The organism is Streptosporangium sp. NPDC001559 (assembly GCF_042893955.1).
In the GTDB taxonomy this organism is placed as follows: domain Bacteria; phylum Actinomycetota; class Actinomycetes; order Streptosporangiales; family Streptosporangiaceae; genus Streptosporangium.
In genome coordinates this window covers 532,777-546,962 of sequence record NZ_JBIAVG010000004.1, presented here as the reverse complement: position 1 = coordinate 546,962, position 14,186 = coordinate 532,777, and the positions used below count along the sequence as shown (strand labels likewise).

The following is a 14,186-nucleotide window of genomic DNA, read 5'->3' as shown; positions in this document are numbered from 1 at the left end:
CGGGCGAGTTTGCGCTGCAACCGCAGCAGCCGGGCCTGCTCGGCCTCGCGCAGACCAGGCGCGTGGAGCAGTTCCCCGGTGGACAGGGCGGCCGAGACCGCAACCCCCCGGTCCACACCGATCACCTCGCCCGTTCCAGGGGCGGGGATCGGTTCGGGGACGGCGGCGAAGGCGACGTGCCAGCGTCCGGCACGGTCGCGGGTGATGCGGTAGGACCTCACCCCGCCGGGAACGGCGCGAGACCAGCGGAAGCGCACCCAGCCGACCTTCGGGACCCTGACCTCACCCACCTGCCGGGACAGACGCCGTACGTCGCCGGGCTTGACCGCGACGATGCGAAACCCCTCACTCTGCCCGCGTTTGCGCCATGTCGGCCGCCGGTGAGTTCTACCGAAGAAGTTGGCCATGGCCTGGGCGAAGTCCTTGAGCGCCTGCTGCTGCACGACGATCGACCCGGCCCTGAGCCATGCGAACTCCGCCCTGGCCTCAGTGAGCTGACGGCACTGCTCGGCGAACCCGGGTGCGCTCCTGCGTCCTGGTTTCCAATGCCGGTGCTGCTCGCAAGCGAGGTTCCACACGAACCGGGCATGTCCGCAATGTTCGGCCAGCGCCTGCTCCTGAGCAGGCGTCGGGGAGAGCCGGTAGCGGGACACGCCGATCAACCTACCGAACCCCACCGACAAACCCCGGAGATCACCATGCGGCACCGTTCCGCGCTTCCTGCCCGCCCTGAAGGACGGGGCATCCGCGCTGGAAGTGCCTGGTGACGACAGGCACGTGGTGAGAACCGGGGGTTTGTCATTCGCACATGGGGTCTGTGCGTTAGAGTGCGAGGACCGGTGCGGATGTGTCCCAGGTGGTGTAGACCCTGGCTGTCTGACTTCTTTCGCTGATCGACCGAACACGGGCATGTCATCGCATCCGAAGACACGCGGGACGGGCGGACGACGGAGGACACGATGGTGGGGGTACCGCTGACTCGTCGGGGCAAACGACGCGCTCATCCGAAACAGACGGTCGCCTCCGTGCTGGAGTACGCCGCCCTCGGCTGGGCGAGCTGTCCCGGGGCGCGGCCCCTGAACAGCGGTTCCCGCGCCTGCTCGTGCGACCGCATCGGCTGCCCCGACGCCGGTGCCCACCCGCTCTCCCGCGCCTGGCAGATGCAGGCGACCACCGACCCCGCCCTGCTGAGCCACTGGTGGCAACGCGACCCGGAGGCGAACGTGATCCTCCCCACGGGCCGGGTCTTCGACGTCTTCGACGTGCCGCTCGCCGCGGGCCTGACCGCCTTCGCGAACATGGACTCCGCCGGAACCGCCCAGGGCCCGGTCGCCGCCAACGGTGACCGGGTCCTGTTCTATGTGGCCACCCGTAACGCCTCCGACGACGAGGACGAGTGGTGGTCCTGCTCCCTCGACTACGGCCCCTCGACGATCGAGGAGATGCCCGGCCTACGGTGGCACTGCCGCGACAGCTACGTCCTGGCGCCGCCCTCCCTGCTGCCGACAGGCAAACCCGCCACCTGGCTACGCCCCCCGGACGGCCGTCCTCTTCCTGACCCGCTGGTTGTGCTGGAAAAGCTCGCCGACACCTGTTGATGGCGCAGCGTCTCTTTGCGCCGCCTGGCGGCGTCGCGGGCTTGGGCGCTTCGGGTCGGTGTCTTCCCTCGTCGTTCGTCCGCTTCGCTCCCTCACTCCTCAGTCCAGACACCGACGCGCCCAAGCCGTGTCTCTTTGCGCCGCCTGCGGCGTCGCGGGCTTGGGCGCCCTGAGTCGGTGCTTTCCCTCGTCGCTCATCCGCTGCGCTCCCTCACTCCTCAGTCCAAGCACCGACGCGCCCAAGCCGGACACCCCTCACACTTGGCGCCGGTAAGGCACAAGACCAAACTCTTCACGGCCAGGGGTGGCGCGCCCGAACCGTGTCTCTTTGCGCCGCCTGGCGGCGATAAGGCACAGGCCGAAACTCTTCACGTACGGTGCCGGGGCGGTCGGGGTGAAGCCCTGCGCTTCTGGCATCGGGTGCTGGAGAGGGGAGGCTTTTCACGCTGGGTGCCGAGGGCAGGGACTCTGCACGCTGAGTATTTGTGGTGTTCGGAGCGGACCCCTATCCAGCCAGGGGCGGTGCTCCTGCCGTGGCCTTTCGCATGTGGGGCCAGGGTGCGTGGGCTGGGATGCCCTGGGGTGGGGGCTGCGCCTGGCGTGGTTACGCTGGGGGCGTGAGCCTTACTGAGAAGTCCGAGGACCTGTTCGCCCGTGCCCGCGAGATCGTCCCTGGAGGGGTGAACTCTCCCGTCCGTGCCTTCGGCGCCGTCGGTGGTACGCCCCGGTTCATGGCCTCGGGGCAGGGGCCGTACATCACCGACGTGGACGGTAACCGTTACGTCGACCTGGTGTGCTCCTGGGGGCCCATGATCCTTGGGCACCGGCACCCGGCCGTGGTCGAGGCCCTGCAGGAGGCGCTCGCGGCCGGGACCTCGTTCGGTACGGCCACGCCCGGCGAGGTCGAACTCGCCGAGGAGATCGTCTCCCTCGTCGACCCGGTGGAGAAGGTCCGCCTCGTCAGCTCGGGTACCGAGGCCACGATGTCGGCCGTACGGCTGGCGCGGGGGTTCACCGGCAGGGCGAAGATCGTCAAGTTCGCCGGCTGCTACCACGGCCACGTGGACGCGTTGCTCGCCTCCGCCGGGTCGGGACTGGTCACCTTCGGGCTGCCCGACACCCCCGGTGTCACCGGAGCGTCCGCCGCCGACACGGTCGTGCTGCCGTACAACTCGGTCGAGGCCGTCACCGAGGCCTTCCGGGAGTTCGGCGACGAGATCGCGTGCGTGATCACCGAGGCGTGCCCGGCCAACATGGGCGTCGTCCCTCCGCTGGACGGCTTCAACGCCAAGCTGCGTGAGCTGTGCACCGCCCACGGCGCCCTGCTGATCCTCGACGAGGTGCTCACCGGCTTCCGGGTCTCCGAAGCCGGGTGGTACGGCCTCGACCCGGTCAAGGCCGACCTGATGACCTTCGGCAAGGTCATGGGCGGCGGTCTGCCCGCCGCCGCCTTCGGCGGCCGTGCCGACGTGATGGCCAATCTCGCTCCCGAGGGGCCGGTCTACCAGGCGGGCACCCTGTCGGGGAACCCGCTGGCCTGCGCGGCGGGCCTGGCCACCCTGCGTGCCTGCGACGAGGAGGTCTACGACCGGGTCGACGCCGCCGCCCTGATCATCGGCCGCGCCGCCTCCGACGCCCTGGCCGCGGCCGGGGTGCCGCACCGCCTGCAGCGCGCGGGCAGCCTGTTCTCCATCTTCTTCACCGAGGACCAGGTCACCGACTTCGCCGGGGCGCAGACCCAGAACACCGCCGCCTACCGGGCGTTCTTCCACGCGATGCTGGACCAGGGCGTCTATCTGCCCCCGTCGGCGTACGAGGCGTGGTTCCTCTCCTCCGCCCACGACGAAGAGGCTCTCTCCCAGGTGGCCGAAGCCCTCCCCGCAGCCGCCAAAGCCGCAGCCCAGGCCTTCTGAAGCCGTCGCTCAGACCTTCCGCCCCGAAACACCTCGGCCTGGGTGTGCCCCCGCACCCAGGCTGAGAGGCACCCTGGGTGCTCCGGCGCCAAGCCTGAAGAGTTCCACCCCGGACACCCCGGCGCCGCACGCGAACGGTTTCGGATCGGGCACGTCGGCGCCGTACCCGAAAGGCTTCCACTCCGACGCCCCGGCGCCAGAAGTGAAGAGTTCGGCCTTGTGCTTTACCGGTGCCAAGTGTGAGGGGTTTCGGTTCGGGCGCGCCGACGCTTGGACTGAGGAACGCAGGAGCGAAGCGACGGAGTGACGAGGGAAAGCGTTGGCTTGAGGCGCCCGGACCCGCGACGCCGAAGGCGGAGCAAGGAGACACAGCCCGCGACGCCGAAGGCGGAGCAAAGAAACACAGCACTATTTCGCGCTCAGGATCTGCTCCAAGCTCTCAGGAGCGGAGAGGAGCTCGTTGACCTGTTCGGCGGTCAGGTCCTTGCCGTTGAGGCGGAGGGTCGGGGTGCTGTTGACCTTCTGCTTCTGGGCGTACTCGGTGGCCTTGTCGACGTCGGCCCCCATCTCCAGGCCGGTGACGCACTTGTCGAACCCGGCGTCGTAGAAGCCGAGGTCCCGGGCCCAGTTGAGCAGGTCCTTGTTCTCGAAGCCGTTCTGCCCCTCGACCGGCTGGTTGGCGTACAGCGTCTTGGCGTAGGAGGCCCACTTGTCGGGCGGGGTGCACAGGGCGGCGTTGGCGCCGCGCCGGGAGACCGACGGTACGGGTTCGGGGTGGGCGGGTGCCTGGAAGAGCTGGAACGGCCGGAAGATCACCCGGGCCTTGCCCTCCGCGGCGGCCTTGTAGATCGCGTCGCCGGCGGTGTCCTCAAGCTTCTTGCAGAAGGGGCACTGGAAGTCCTCGAAGATCTCCAGGGTGGGGGCGGTGACGCCCTCCTTGGCCATGAGGATCGAGCCGTCTTCCTGGCGTGTGGTCGGAGCCAGCGGCCCGTTGTAGGCGACGCCCTTCTGGTTGCTCTGACCGGCGTTGTTCTGCGCGACGACGACCGCGACCACGATGACCGCCGCGGCGGCTATGCCACCGATGACGCCCAGCAGCAGTTTCCGCTGCCTGTCCTTGGCGGCCTGCAGTCTGCGTTCCTCGGCGACGCGTTCCCTGGCCGACTGCCGCCGGGCGTTCTTGCTCATGAGGACTCCTCATCGATATCGCTGCGGCGGTCAGACCGGCTGGCCCGCCCGCCGGTATTCGTCGGTCACGACGCATCCGAAAAGCGCCACGGTTATCACGTGTACGGCCGTGCACCACAGGCAGATCTTGCCGAGGACGAGCAGTTCGGCGCTCACCAGGTAGACCACGAAGAGCACGCCGACGATCACGCTGCCGAGCCGTACCCAGCGGATGAGGGGGGAGGCCGAGCGCCAGGCCCACGGGGTGGTCAGCACCGTGATCCCGGCGAAGAACAGCAGGCCGAGTACGGGTACCGGGATGCCCAGCAGTTCGGAGTAGCTGCTCGACGTCACCGAGGCGCAGTCGATCGTGGAGTTCTCCGCGCACACGAGGGGGACCGCGGTGTCGTAGTGGGCGAGGGTCAGGTAGGCCGAGACCGCCAGGCCCATGACGCTCAGCAGGATCGTCGCGATGAGGAACCAGCGCGGCCGTTCCGGTGCTCGACCGGGGTGCGGGTGAACATCTGTGGCCATGGGGTTTCCTATGGGGTTCCGGCTTCGCGTCGCCGTGGGGGACAGAGGCGAGGCTAGAACAAAGGGCGTAAGAGGGCGGTAAGGGGCTTGGTAGTGCGTCTTTGGGTGCTGATGGGGATCTGTCGGGTCTGAGCGACGATAGCCGGGACGGCTTTCTCGAAGTAGGGGACAAAGTCCTTGGAAAGGCCTGGAGCGGTTTTCCTTTCGTGCTTTCTGCGGTTCGGTGGGGACTTTTCGGTGTGAGGAGTGGTTGTGTTCCTCCCGGAAGTGGAGGTTGTGAGAAGTCGAGGGTGGCGGCGAGGATCGGACGGGTAGCCTGACGGGGTCGGTCGTGGGGCCGTGCCGGCGACTCCCCAAGGCGGTGCCCGAGGGGAGACGTGCCGGACGGCCGCAGCTGTGCCGACGTGGTGTCATGGGCGGCCTACCATGATCATCGGAGATACGTGGTAGACGGTCGCCCTCCGGATCGATCATCGTCCCCCGATTGGAAAAGCCTGTGACCGAACGAGGAACGTATGTGCTGGGCATTCCCACCGCCGCGGGCGGCAAGGTGGTGTTGCCTTTCCTGACGGGGGAGCAGGCGGAGCGGGTCAGGGCGTCGTTCGCGGACGTCGCCCAGGCCGCGGCGCAGGTGAAGGAGAGGCCGATGGGAGCGACGCGCCCCTGTGGCAACTGTGAGGGAAACGGCCACTACTACGAGACCCGTGAGACCAAGACCGCCGCGGGCGGGACGGTGGTGACCCAGGTCGAGATCACCTGCCGTCCCTGCAAGGGGAGCGGGCAGGTCAGCGCCAAGGGTTGAGGTCTCCGTTCTTCGGTCCCCGTACGGCCTCCGGGGTGGCGGCCGTACGGGACCTGATGCCGCAAAACCACCCAGGCGTCGCGAAGCCGTACGGGTGGCTTGAAAGGGTATGAACGAAGGCGATGGGCCGGGCGGGGCGAAGGTGTGATGGATTCGGTGACTTTCGTCCTTGTTCGTGCTTTTTCTTTAGTAAAGGGAGCTTTTTCCGCTACGGGCGTTTAGAGTTGCTACATGCTGGATCTCAACCGCCTCAAAGCTCTGCACGCCGTGGCCGTGTACGGATCGGTCGGCGCGGCGGCCGACGCCCTCATGGTGACCCCGTCCGCCGTGTCTCAGCAGCTCGCCAAGCTCGAACGGGAGACCGGCGCGACGTTGCTTGAGCGCAACGGGCGCGGGGTCCGGCTGACGGACGCGGCCGGACTGCTCGCCGACCACGCCGAGCGCATCCTCGCGCTGGTCGAGACCGCGGAGGCCGACTTCGAGGCGCTGCGGGGAGCGGTCGTCGGCAGGTTGAGCATCGGGGCGTTTCCCACGGCGGCGCGGGGGCTGCTGCCCGCGGCGCTGGCCCACCTGCAGCGGCGCCACCCCGATCTCAGGCTCCAGCTGCACGAGCGGGAGCCGGAGCGCCAGCTCCGTGAGGTGAGCCGGGGCGAACTCGACCTCGCGGTCGTCCAGGACTGGATGAACCGGCCGCTGGCCGTTCCCGAGGGGCTCTCCAGGGCGATGCTCTTCGACGACGTCGCCGACGCGATCCTGCCCTCGTGTCATCCGCTGGCCGACCGGCAGGAGATCGAGCTCTCCGAGCTGTCCGGCGAGCGATGGATCAGCTCCTCGCCCGGTACGGTCTGCCACGACTGGCTCGTCTACACGCTGCGTTCGGCCGAGCTCGAACCCGACATCGCCTGCATGGCCGACGAGTATCCGACCCACCTCGCCCTCGTCGCGGCCGGGCAGGGCTGCGCGATCATCCCCCGTCTCGGCCGTGACTTCGTGCCCGAGGGGGTGCGGATCGTCCCGCTCAGGCCGCGTCCCACCCGGAAGATCTACGCGCTCTGGCGCACCGACGCGGCCCGCCGTCCGGCGATCAGGGCCGCGGTCGAGGCGCTCAGGCTCGCCTCCGAGCCCCACTGCCCGGCGGGTACGGCCGATCCGGTCGGGGAACCCGTCGAAGGCTGAGCGCGCGGGCCGGGCGCCACGGTGACCGGCCCGTGAGCAGGTGTCCCATATCGGCCACAGATCGGCCGTAGAACGGTGAGATCATGCACGAAACACCGGAAAACGCCGCTAAACCCGGAAGTCGACTGCCTTCGGCGCTGGCGTCGTCCAGGCGGCACGGCCACACTGGTCCATCTATGCGCCCTATTCATCCATACCTGTCGGTAGGCTGGCGGCACCATGGCTGAGACGACCGTCGTTCACCTCCTGCGCCACGGTGAGGTGCACAACCCCGCGAACATCCTGTACGGCAGGCTCCCCGGATACCACCTGTCGGAGACGGGAAAGCAGATGGCCGAGCTGGTCGCCAAGTCCGTCGCGGGACGAGACATCACGGCCCTGTTCTCCTCCCCTCTGGAGCGGGCCCAGGAGACCGTCGCTCCGATCGCCTCCTCCTTCGGCCTTGAGGTCACCCTCGACGAACGTCTCATCGAGGCGGAGAACATCTTCGAAGGCGCCTCGGTCGCCGGGGGCAACGGCGTCTTCCGCAGCCCGCGTCACTACCGCCACCTGTGGAACCCGCTGCGTCCCTCCTGGGGCGAGCGCTACACCGACGTCGTCCGGCGGATGAAGAGCGTGATCGACACCGCCAGAGACGCGGCGCGCGGCCACGAGGCGGTGCTGGTCAGCCACCAGCTGCCGATCTGGATCATCCGGCTCGCGGCCGAGGGCAGGCGGCTGCCGCACGACCCCAGGCGCAGGCAGTGTTCGCTGGCCAGCCTCACGAGCTTCTCCTTCGAGGGCGACCGGTTGGTCAGTGTCGGATACAGCGAACCCGCGGGCGCGCTCGTCGGGCGCCCTGCCGTACCGGGCGCCTGACCACGCCGGTAGAGTGACTGCTCTACCGGTTGTAGTACAGGAAGACTCAGCCCCTGATGCGCGCAAAACCCTTCGCCGCCGTGCTGCTCGTGGCCGTGTCGATCGTCACCGTGGCCGGATGTGCCGGTAACCAGGGATCGCAGCCGCAGAGCGGGGACACCCGCTTCGTGCCGGGTGACGGCAAGATCACCACGTTCGAGGCCGTCGGCCGCAAACCAGCCCCAGCCGTCGAGGGCGAGACCCTCGACGGCAAGAGCGTCTCCCTGGCCTCCTACAAGGGCAAGGTCGTGGTGCTGAACTTCTGGGCCGCCTGGTGCGCGCCCTGCCGCTCGGAGGCGCCGGTGCTCAAGGACATCGCCGCCAAGACCAAGGCGTCGGGCGTGGAGTTCCTCGGCATCGACTTCAAGGACCGCAAGGCCGAGGCCCTGGCCTTCGAACGCAGCCAGCAGCCCGGATACCCCAGCATCTTCGACCAGCCGGGCCGGATCGCGCTGTCCTTCCACGGCACCGTGCCCCCGGCCGCGATCCCCTCGACGCTGGTCATCGACCGCCAGGGCAGGATCGCGGCCCGCGCCCTCGGCGCCGTCAAGTACAACGACCTCCTCGACGTGGTCACCAAGGTCGGCGGTGAGCACTGAGGTGGGAACCGACCTGACCGCGACGGTCGCGAGCGGGTCGCTGCTGCTGGCGTTGCCGATCGCGGTGGCCGCCGGCCTCGTCTCCTTCCTGTCACCCTGCGTGCTGCCGCTGGTGCCCGGCTACCTGTCGTACGTGACGGGGATGAGCGGTGACCCGAGACGCGGCCGGATGGTCGCGGGCATCGGGCTGTTCGTGCTCGGCTTCGCGCTGGTCTTCGTGGCGGGCGGGGCGATCTTCGGGAGTCTCGGCGAGGCGCTGGCCGACAACGCCGGGATCATCACGCGGGTGCTCGGCGTACTGACGATCGTGCTCGGCCTGGCGTTCATGGGGGTGCTGCCCGGTCTCCAGCGTGACCTGCGCATCCACCGGATTCCGGCCGCCGGGCTGGCCGGGGCGCCGCTGCTCGGCGTGGTCTTCGGCCTCGGCTGGACCCCCTGCATCGGCCCGACCCTGGGTGTCGTGCTCACCCTGGGGCTCACCGAGGGCAGCGCGGGGCGGGGAGCCCTGCTGGCCTTCGCCTACGCGCTCGGCCTCGGACTGCCCTTCCTGGTGGCCGGGCTGGCATACCGTAGGGCACTGCACACGTTCAAGGCGGTTCGCCGCCATTCGCAGCTGATCACCCGGATCGGCGGGGCCATGCTGGTCGCCGTCGGCCTGCTGCTCGTCACGGGGCTCTGGGGAGAACTCGTCGCGACCATGCAGGGGTGGATCGGCGGATTCGAGCCGGTGATCTGATGGAGGAAGTCAAGCAGGCCGAGCCTGGCCGTACGGCCGGGCAGCGCGAGCCGGACGGTGACGAGCAGGCCGTACGGCCGGGCTCGTTCGGCGCGGTCGCGTGGGCGCGCTGGTTCTGGCGCACGCTCACCTCGATGCGCACGGCCCTGATCCTGCTGTTCCTGTTCGCCCTCGCCTCGGTCCCGGGGTCGATCTGGCCGCAGCGCGGCGTCTCCGACGCCAAGGTCTCGCAGTACTTCAGCGACAGCCCGGCCCTGGCCGAGTGGCTCGACCGGCTGTGGCTGTTCGACGTGTTCAGGGCGCCGTGGTTCGCCGCGATCTACCTGCTGCTGTTCCTGTCCCTGATCGGCTGCGTGCTCCCACGTGCCGCGACGCACCTGCGTGAACTGCGGAAGAAGCCTCCGGCACCGCCGCGTAACCTGCTGCGACTGCCGCAGAACGCCTCCTTCGACGGTGACCTGACCGTCGAGGAGGCGGCGAAACGGCTGCGCCGGATGCGCTTCCGGGTGGTCACCGGGCCCGGCTGGGTCGCCGCGGAGAAGGGCTACCTGCGCGAGACGGGCAATCTGATCTTCCACGTCGCACTGCTCGGCCTGCTCGTCGCGGTCGGCGCGGGCGCCCTGTACGGCTACCGCGGCAACGTGCTGGTCGTCGAGGGGGAGGGCTTCGCCAACACGGTCGCCGCCTACGACCGCTACATGCCCGGCCAGCAGGTCAGCGCGGAGTCGCTCGAACCCTTCTCCTTCACCCTTGACGACTTCCAGGCCACCTACATCGCCCAGGGCGAACGGCGTGGCCAGCCGCTCGACTTCGAGGCCAGGCTCAAGGTCACCGACGCCCCCGGCGCCGGGCAGCGCGACTACACGCTGAAGGTCAACGACCCGCTGGACGTCAACGGCACGCTGACCTACCTCATCGACCACGGCTACGCCCCCACCTTCAAGATCACCGATGGCAAGGGGCAGGTCGCCTTCGACGGCCCCGTGCCGTGCCTGGTCGTCCAGCCCGCGACGTTCACCTCCGAGTGCGTCGTCAAGGTCCCCGACGCCCAGCCGGAGCAGCTCGGCCTCCTGATCGGCTTCCTGCCGACCACGGTGCCGATGAACGGCGAGTGGATCTCGGTCTTCCCCGGCGCGGCCAACCCGACCGCCCAGGTGTACGGCGCGTTCGCCGGGGACCTCGGGCTGCGCGACGGCAGGCCGCAGTCGGTCTACGAGCTGGACCCGACGAGCCTGAAGAAGATGAAACCGCTGGTCATGAAGGCCGACCCGCTGGCCGTCGGCAAGAAGCTCGACCTGCCGAACGGCATGGGGTCGATCGAGTTCACCGGGCTCAGGCAGTGGATCGCACTGCAGATCACCCACGACCCGGGCCGGATGCCCGCGCTCGTCGCCTCCGCGCTCTCGGTGGTCGGCCTGGTGCTCTCACTGACCGTCCGCCGCCGCCGGGTGTGGGTGCGGATCGGTGATCGGCAGGAAAAGGACAGTGGACACGTCGAGATCGGCGGTCTCACGCGCACCGAAGGCAGCGATTTCAGCGAGGAGTTCGCCGGGATCGTCGCCGCCTTGAATCCAGGAGTGAACAACGATGCCCGTTGAGGTCGATGTCGGCCTCGCCACGCTGAGCGACCAGCTCACCCTGGCGACCGTGCTGCTCTACATCGTCGCGATGATCGGCTACGCCCTCGACCTCGGTTTCGGCCGGGTCAGGAGCACCGCGAAGGCCACCGCAAAGGTCAGGGCCGCCGGAGAACCCGCGCTCGTCACGGTCGGGGGGGACGCGGCGGGTGTCTCCCAGGACGGCCCCCGGGACGAGGCACCCGAGGAGAAGGCGCCGCCCGCCTGGGCGCTGCGGGCAGCCCCGGTCGCGCTCGCGCTGACCTGGCTCGGCTGGGCCGCGAACCTGGCGGCCATCCTGACCAGGGGCTGGGCCATCGGCCGCTGGCCGTGGGGCAACATGTACGAGTTCGTGGTCGCGATGTGCTTCGCGGCGGTGAGCGCGTTCCTGTTCATGCACCTGCGCTACCGGAACCTGTTCCTGGGGGCCTTCGTCACGGTCGCCGCCGCCCTCGGGCTCGGCTTCGCCGTACGGTATCTGTACGTGCAGGCCGGTCCCGTCGTGCCCGCGCTGAACTCCTACTGGGTCGCCATCCACGTGTCGGCGGCGATCATCGCCAGTGGCCTGTTCATCATGGCGGGTGTCGCCGGTGTCCTCTTCCTGGTGAGGAAGGACAGCGCGGTCCGGCTGCCGTCCCGGCAGGACCTGGAGCGGGTCGCGCACCGCGCCATCGTGGTCGGTTTCCCGATCTGGACGTTCGCCGTCATCGCGGGCGCCCTCTGGGCGGACAAGGCCTGGGGACGTTACTGGGGCTGGGACCCCAAGGAGGTCTGGGCGTTCATCACCTGGATCGCCTACGCGGCCTATCTGCACGCCCGCGCGACCGCGGGGTTCAGGGGCAAGGCCGCGATGATCGTGCAACTCATCGCCTTCGCCTGCCTGATGTTCAACCTGGTCGGGGTGAACATCTTCCTCGGCGGTCTGCACTCCTACGCCGAGGTTCCCGGCTGAGACCGGTCCTTCCCGCCCGTCAGGAGGGCGGCCGTGCCGTACCTCCTGGCGGGCTTTCGCATGCGTTGTTCACTCCTCGTCGCGCAGCCGCCGCTCCAGGTCCCTGAGGAACTCGGGGTCGTCGTCCGGGCCCCTGGGGGCCTCGCGGCGCACGGACCTGTGGTCGTCCGGAGGGAGCGTGCCCCTGGCCCCGGAGGCGCTCGGCCTGCCGAGCAGGAGCCAGAACACGCCGCCCGCGACGGGCAGCAGCAGCACGATGATCACCCATAGGAGCTTGGGCAGGTTCCTGGCGTCCTCGTCCGGCGTGGTGATCGCGTCGAACAGGCAGTAGAGCCAGAAGGCGAGTATCGCCAGACTGACAAGCAGGGGCATGCCCGAACTGTAAGCCATTCGGCGGCAGGGTGCGGTCGTGGCCCCGATCCGGGTGACTGACGAGGGTCCACGCCGTACGGTGGAGCCTGTTGCCACTTCCTCCTGGGGCGTGTGATGGCGAATTCGGCGGACAAGGGCCGTCATCGGCGGCGCTGGTGGCAGCGGAGCCTGCCGCAGCGCACGGAGAGTGTCGCAGGGAGAGCGGTCCGTGACGCGCCGCTCGCGCCGGAGTGGCGGATGGGCGCCGTGACGGCGCCGGTGGTCGACCGCCCGCAGTACACCTGGCGGGATTTCGAACTCGACGACGAGCAGCCGAGGGCCATGCCGAACCCTCCGGACGCCCCCGGGATGGGCGACGGCCTACGGCACTGCGGGCGGCTCGAACGCATCCTGCACCGCCAGTGGGACGCCGACCAGGGGCCGCCGTCCGCGGACACCGTACGGGCGGTCGAGAGTCTGGCCAGGCTGCCCGACATCCTCAAGAGGAAGCTCGCCGAGGGGCTCGACGGCATCTACGTCGGCGCGGGCGGGGTGCCCGACCTGGACGACATGGGTTACCTGCGGGGCGCGCCGCTGCCCTCGGGCCGGGCGACCTGGGACATCTGCGCGGGAGCGTACGGCGACCGCAAGATCGTCGTGGGGGACCGGCCCTCACCGACTCCGGATGTGATGATGCACGAGGTCGGGCACGCCCTGGACGACGTGGACGCCCCCCACGGAGACTGGGTCTCCGACTCTCCCGAGTTCGCGGCCCTTTATGAGAGATGCGTCCCTATGCTGGCCTCCGGGTTCCACCTTCAGTCGGGCGATCTGGGGCGTAAGGAGTTTTTCGCTGACGCCTTCGCCGCGATCGTTTCGCGGCAGCGTCCGGCCCTGGTGGACATGCTCGGCGGTAACACGAGGCTGGCGCTCGATGTCATGTTGTTCTTCAACCGGCGTTACGGAATCTAGGTGATCTGGGATGTACGTCATCCGGCTCGCTGACGGAACGCTGCGCGTGCCGCAGACTCTGTCCAGTGATGACGGGCGTCTGATCGGCAACGCGTACGTGGAACTGCTACCGGGAGATCCGGACTACGACCGGTGGCTGGCGGAGGCGTTCACCGAGGAGGAACTGGCCGAGCGCAGACGGCGCTGGCTTGAGGAGAACGACGATCTGGAACGTGAGTTCCTGGCCTTCAAGGCCGAACAGGACGGTTGAGGTCCCTGGGGACGCCCCGGGTGGGGGCGGGGTTGCGGCTCGGGGGGTGCGAGCCGTACGACTCCATCGGTGACCCTGCGGCTTTCCGGGTGGGGGCCCCGTAGGACCACCGATGGTGTGACGTCATAAGTCGTCAGACACGCGGTGCGTCGCCTGCCGGCCTTTCGGCCGTCAAGACGTCTTCCCCGCGCAGAAGGGCGTGCACTTCCGACTCGCGGAACCGCCGATGCCCTCCGGGGGTACGGATGCTGCTGATACGGCCTGCCGCGGCCCAGCGTGTAACCGTCTTTGGGTCGACCCGGAAGAGGGCGGCAACCTCTCCGGGCGTCAGCAGACGCTCGCTGCTACTCTCCACAATCTCTCCCCCTCGCATCCCGCTTCCTGCCAGCGGGCGGACAGGTAACCAGTGTGCCGAGCGAAGTCTGATTTATCCGTGCTTTTCTACAAAGATCACGGGTTGTTATCGACTGACTGCCCGATTGTTATATGATAGAGCCTCTTTGAGAGTCTCGTGGGTGTTTCTTTACGAAACTGATCTGTTGTGCACACTAGCAGCGCTCACGCGCAGTGCGAAGCACCCACTTCAGCACCCCACACCTACCCCTGAGCAGGCCGGGTGTGGG

16 protein-coding genes are annotated in these 14,186 nt (G+C 68.8%); 11 read left to right on the top strand and 5 right to left on the bottom strand.

The window, feature by feature from the left end:
• On the bottom strand, positions 1-653 hold a 653-nt coding region (locus ACFYY8_RS12655), incomplete at its 3' end, for an RNA-guided endonuclease InsQ/TnpB family protein (protein WP_390040072.1).
• A gap of 306 nt (positions 654-959) precedes the next feature.
• Between ACFYY8_RS12655 and ACFYY8_RS12650 the strand changes: the two genes are divergently transcribed.
• A complete protein-coding gene (locus ACFYY8_RS12650) occupies positions 960-1,598 on the top strand; it encodes a bifunctional DNA primase/polymerase (RefSeq protein WP_390040070.1) in 639 nt (212 codons plus the stop codon).
• A 572-nt stretch (positions 1,599-2,170) separates the two neighbouring features.
• Positions 2,171-3,511, top strand: coding sequence for a glutamate-1-semialdehyde 2,1-aminomutase (gene hemL, locus ACFYY8_RS12645; RefSeq protein ID WP_390040068.1), 1,341 nt, complete (start codon positions 2,171-2,173; stop codon positions 3,509-3,511).
• A gap of 408 nt (positions 3,512-3,919) precedes the next feature.
• Here hemL and ACFYY8_RS12640 read toward each other — a convergent pair whose 3' ends face one another.
• Together ACFYY8_RS12640 and ACFYY8_RS12635 are read right to left on the bottom strand one after the other, a co-directional pair.
• Complete coding sequence (locus ACFYY8_RS12640; RefSeq protein ID WP_390040066.1) at positions 3,920-4,699, bottom strand: DsbA family protein; 780 nt, start codon at positions 4,697-4,699, stop codon at positions 3,920-3,922.
• Between the two features lie 30 nt (positions 4,700-4,729).
• On the bottom strand, positions 4,730-5,212 hold the full coding sequence (locus tag ACFYY8_RS12635) for a vitamin K epoxide reductase family protein (protein WP_390040064.1): 483 nt from the start codon (positions 5,210-5,212) through the stop codon (positions 4,730-4,732).
• A gap of 517 nt (positions 5,213-5,729) precedes the next feature.
• On the opposite strand from ACFYY8_RS12635, the gene ACFYY8_RS12630 reads away from it, so the two are divergent.
• The 7 genes from ACFYY8_RS12630 to ccsB all read left to right on the top strand — a co-directional run bounded on the left by ACFYY8_RS12630 (position 5,730) and on the right by ccsB (position 11,990).
• Entirely contained in the window at positions 5,730-6,014 is a 285-nt protein-coding gene (locus ACFYY8_RS12630; RefSeq protein WP_362912492.1) for a hypothetical protein, read from the top strand.
• A gap of 231 nt (positions 6,015-6,245) precedes the next feature.
• Entirely contained in the window at positions 6,246-7,190 is a 945-nt protein-coding gene (locus ACFYY8_RS12625; RefSeq protein WP_390040062.1) for a LysR family transcriptional regulator, read from the top strand.
• Positions 7,191-7,409: 219 nt separating this feature from the next.
• Positions 7,410-8,048, top strand: coding sequence for a histidine phosphatase family protein (locus ACFYY8_RS12620; protein ID WP_390040060.1), 639 nt, complete (start codon positions 7,410-7,412; stop codon positions 8,046-8,048).
• Between the two features lie 56 nt (positions 8,049-8,104).
• Positions 8,105-8,686 (top strand): TlpA family protein disulfide reductase, encoded by a 582-nt coding sequence (locus ACFYY8_RS12615; protein WP_390040059.1) that lies wholly within the window; start codon positions 8,105-8,107, stop codon positions 8,684-8,686.
• Positions 8,676-9,422, top strand: a complete 747-nt coding sequence (locus tag ACFYY8_RS12610; RefSeq protein WP_390040057.1) for a cytochrome c biogenesis CcdA family protein — start codon at positions 8,676-8,678, stop codon at positions 9,420-9,422. The genes ACFYY8_RS12615 and ACFYY8_RS12610 overlap by 11 nt, the downstream gene beginning before the upstream one ends.
• On the top strand, positions 9,422-11,020 hold the full coding sequence (locus tag ACFYY8_RS12605; protein ID WP_390040055.1) for a cytochrome c biogenesis protein ResB: 1,599 nt from the start codon (positions 9,422-9,424) through the stop codon (positions 11,018-11,020). The genes ACFYY8_RS12610 and ACFYY8_RS12605 overlap by 1 nt, the downstream gene beginning before the upstream one ends.
• A complete protein-coding gene (ccsB, locus tag ACFYY8_RS12600; protein ID WP_390040053.1) occupies positions 11,010-11,990 on the top strand; it encodes a c-type cytochrome biogenesis protein CcsB in 981 nt (326 codons plus the stop codon). The genes ACFYY8_RS12605 and ccsB overlap by 11 nt, the downstream gene beginning before the upstream one ends.
• A gap of 69 nt (positions 11,991-12,059) precedes the next feature.
• Here ccsB and ACFYY8_RS12595 read toward each other — a convergent pair whose 3' ends face one another.
• On the bottom strand, positions 12,060-12,362 hold the full coding sequence (locus ACFYY8_RS12595) for a PLDc N-terminal domain-containing protein (protein WP_390040051.1): 303 nt from the start codon (positions 12,360-12,362) through the stop codon (positions 12,060-12,062).
• 114 nt (positions 12,363-12,476) lie between these two features.
• On the opposite strand from ACFYY8_RS12595, the gene ACFYY8_RS12590 reads away from it, so the two are divergent.
• Positions 12,477-13,313: a hypothetical protein gene (locus ACFYY8_RS12590; protein WP_390040049.1), complete on the top strand. Its 837-nt coding sequence runs from the start codon at positions 12,477-12,479 to the stop codon at positions 13,311-13,313.
• Between the two features lie 10 nt (positions 13,314-13,323).
• Positions 13,324-13,563: a hypothetical protein gene (locus ACFYY8_RS12585; protein ID WP_352010924.1), complete on the top strand. Its 240-nt coding sequence runs from the start codon at positions 13,324-13,326 to the stop codon at positions 13,561-13,563.
• Positions 13,564-13,696: 133 nt separating this feature from the next.
• On the opposite strand, the gene ACFYY8_RS12580 is transcribed toward ACFYY8_RS12585, so the two are convergent.
• The gene (locus ACFYY8_RS12580) at positions 13,697-13,936 is read right to left on the bottom strand and encodes a BldC family transcriptional regulator (protein ID WP_184711992.1); all 240 of its coding nucleotides are present in this window, start codon (positions 13,934-13,936) and stop codon (positions 13,697-13,699) included.
• Between the last annotated feature and the right edge of the window lie 250 nt (positions 13,937-14,186).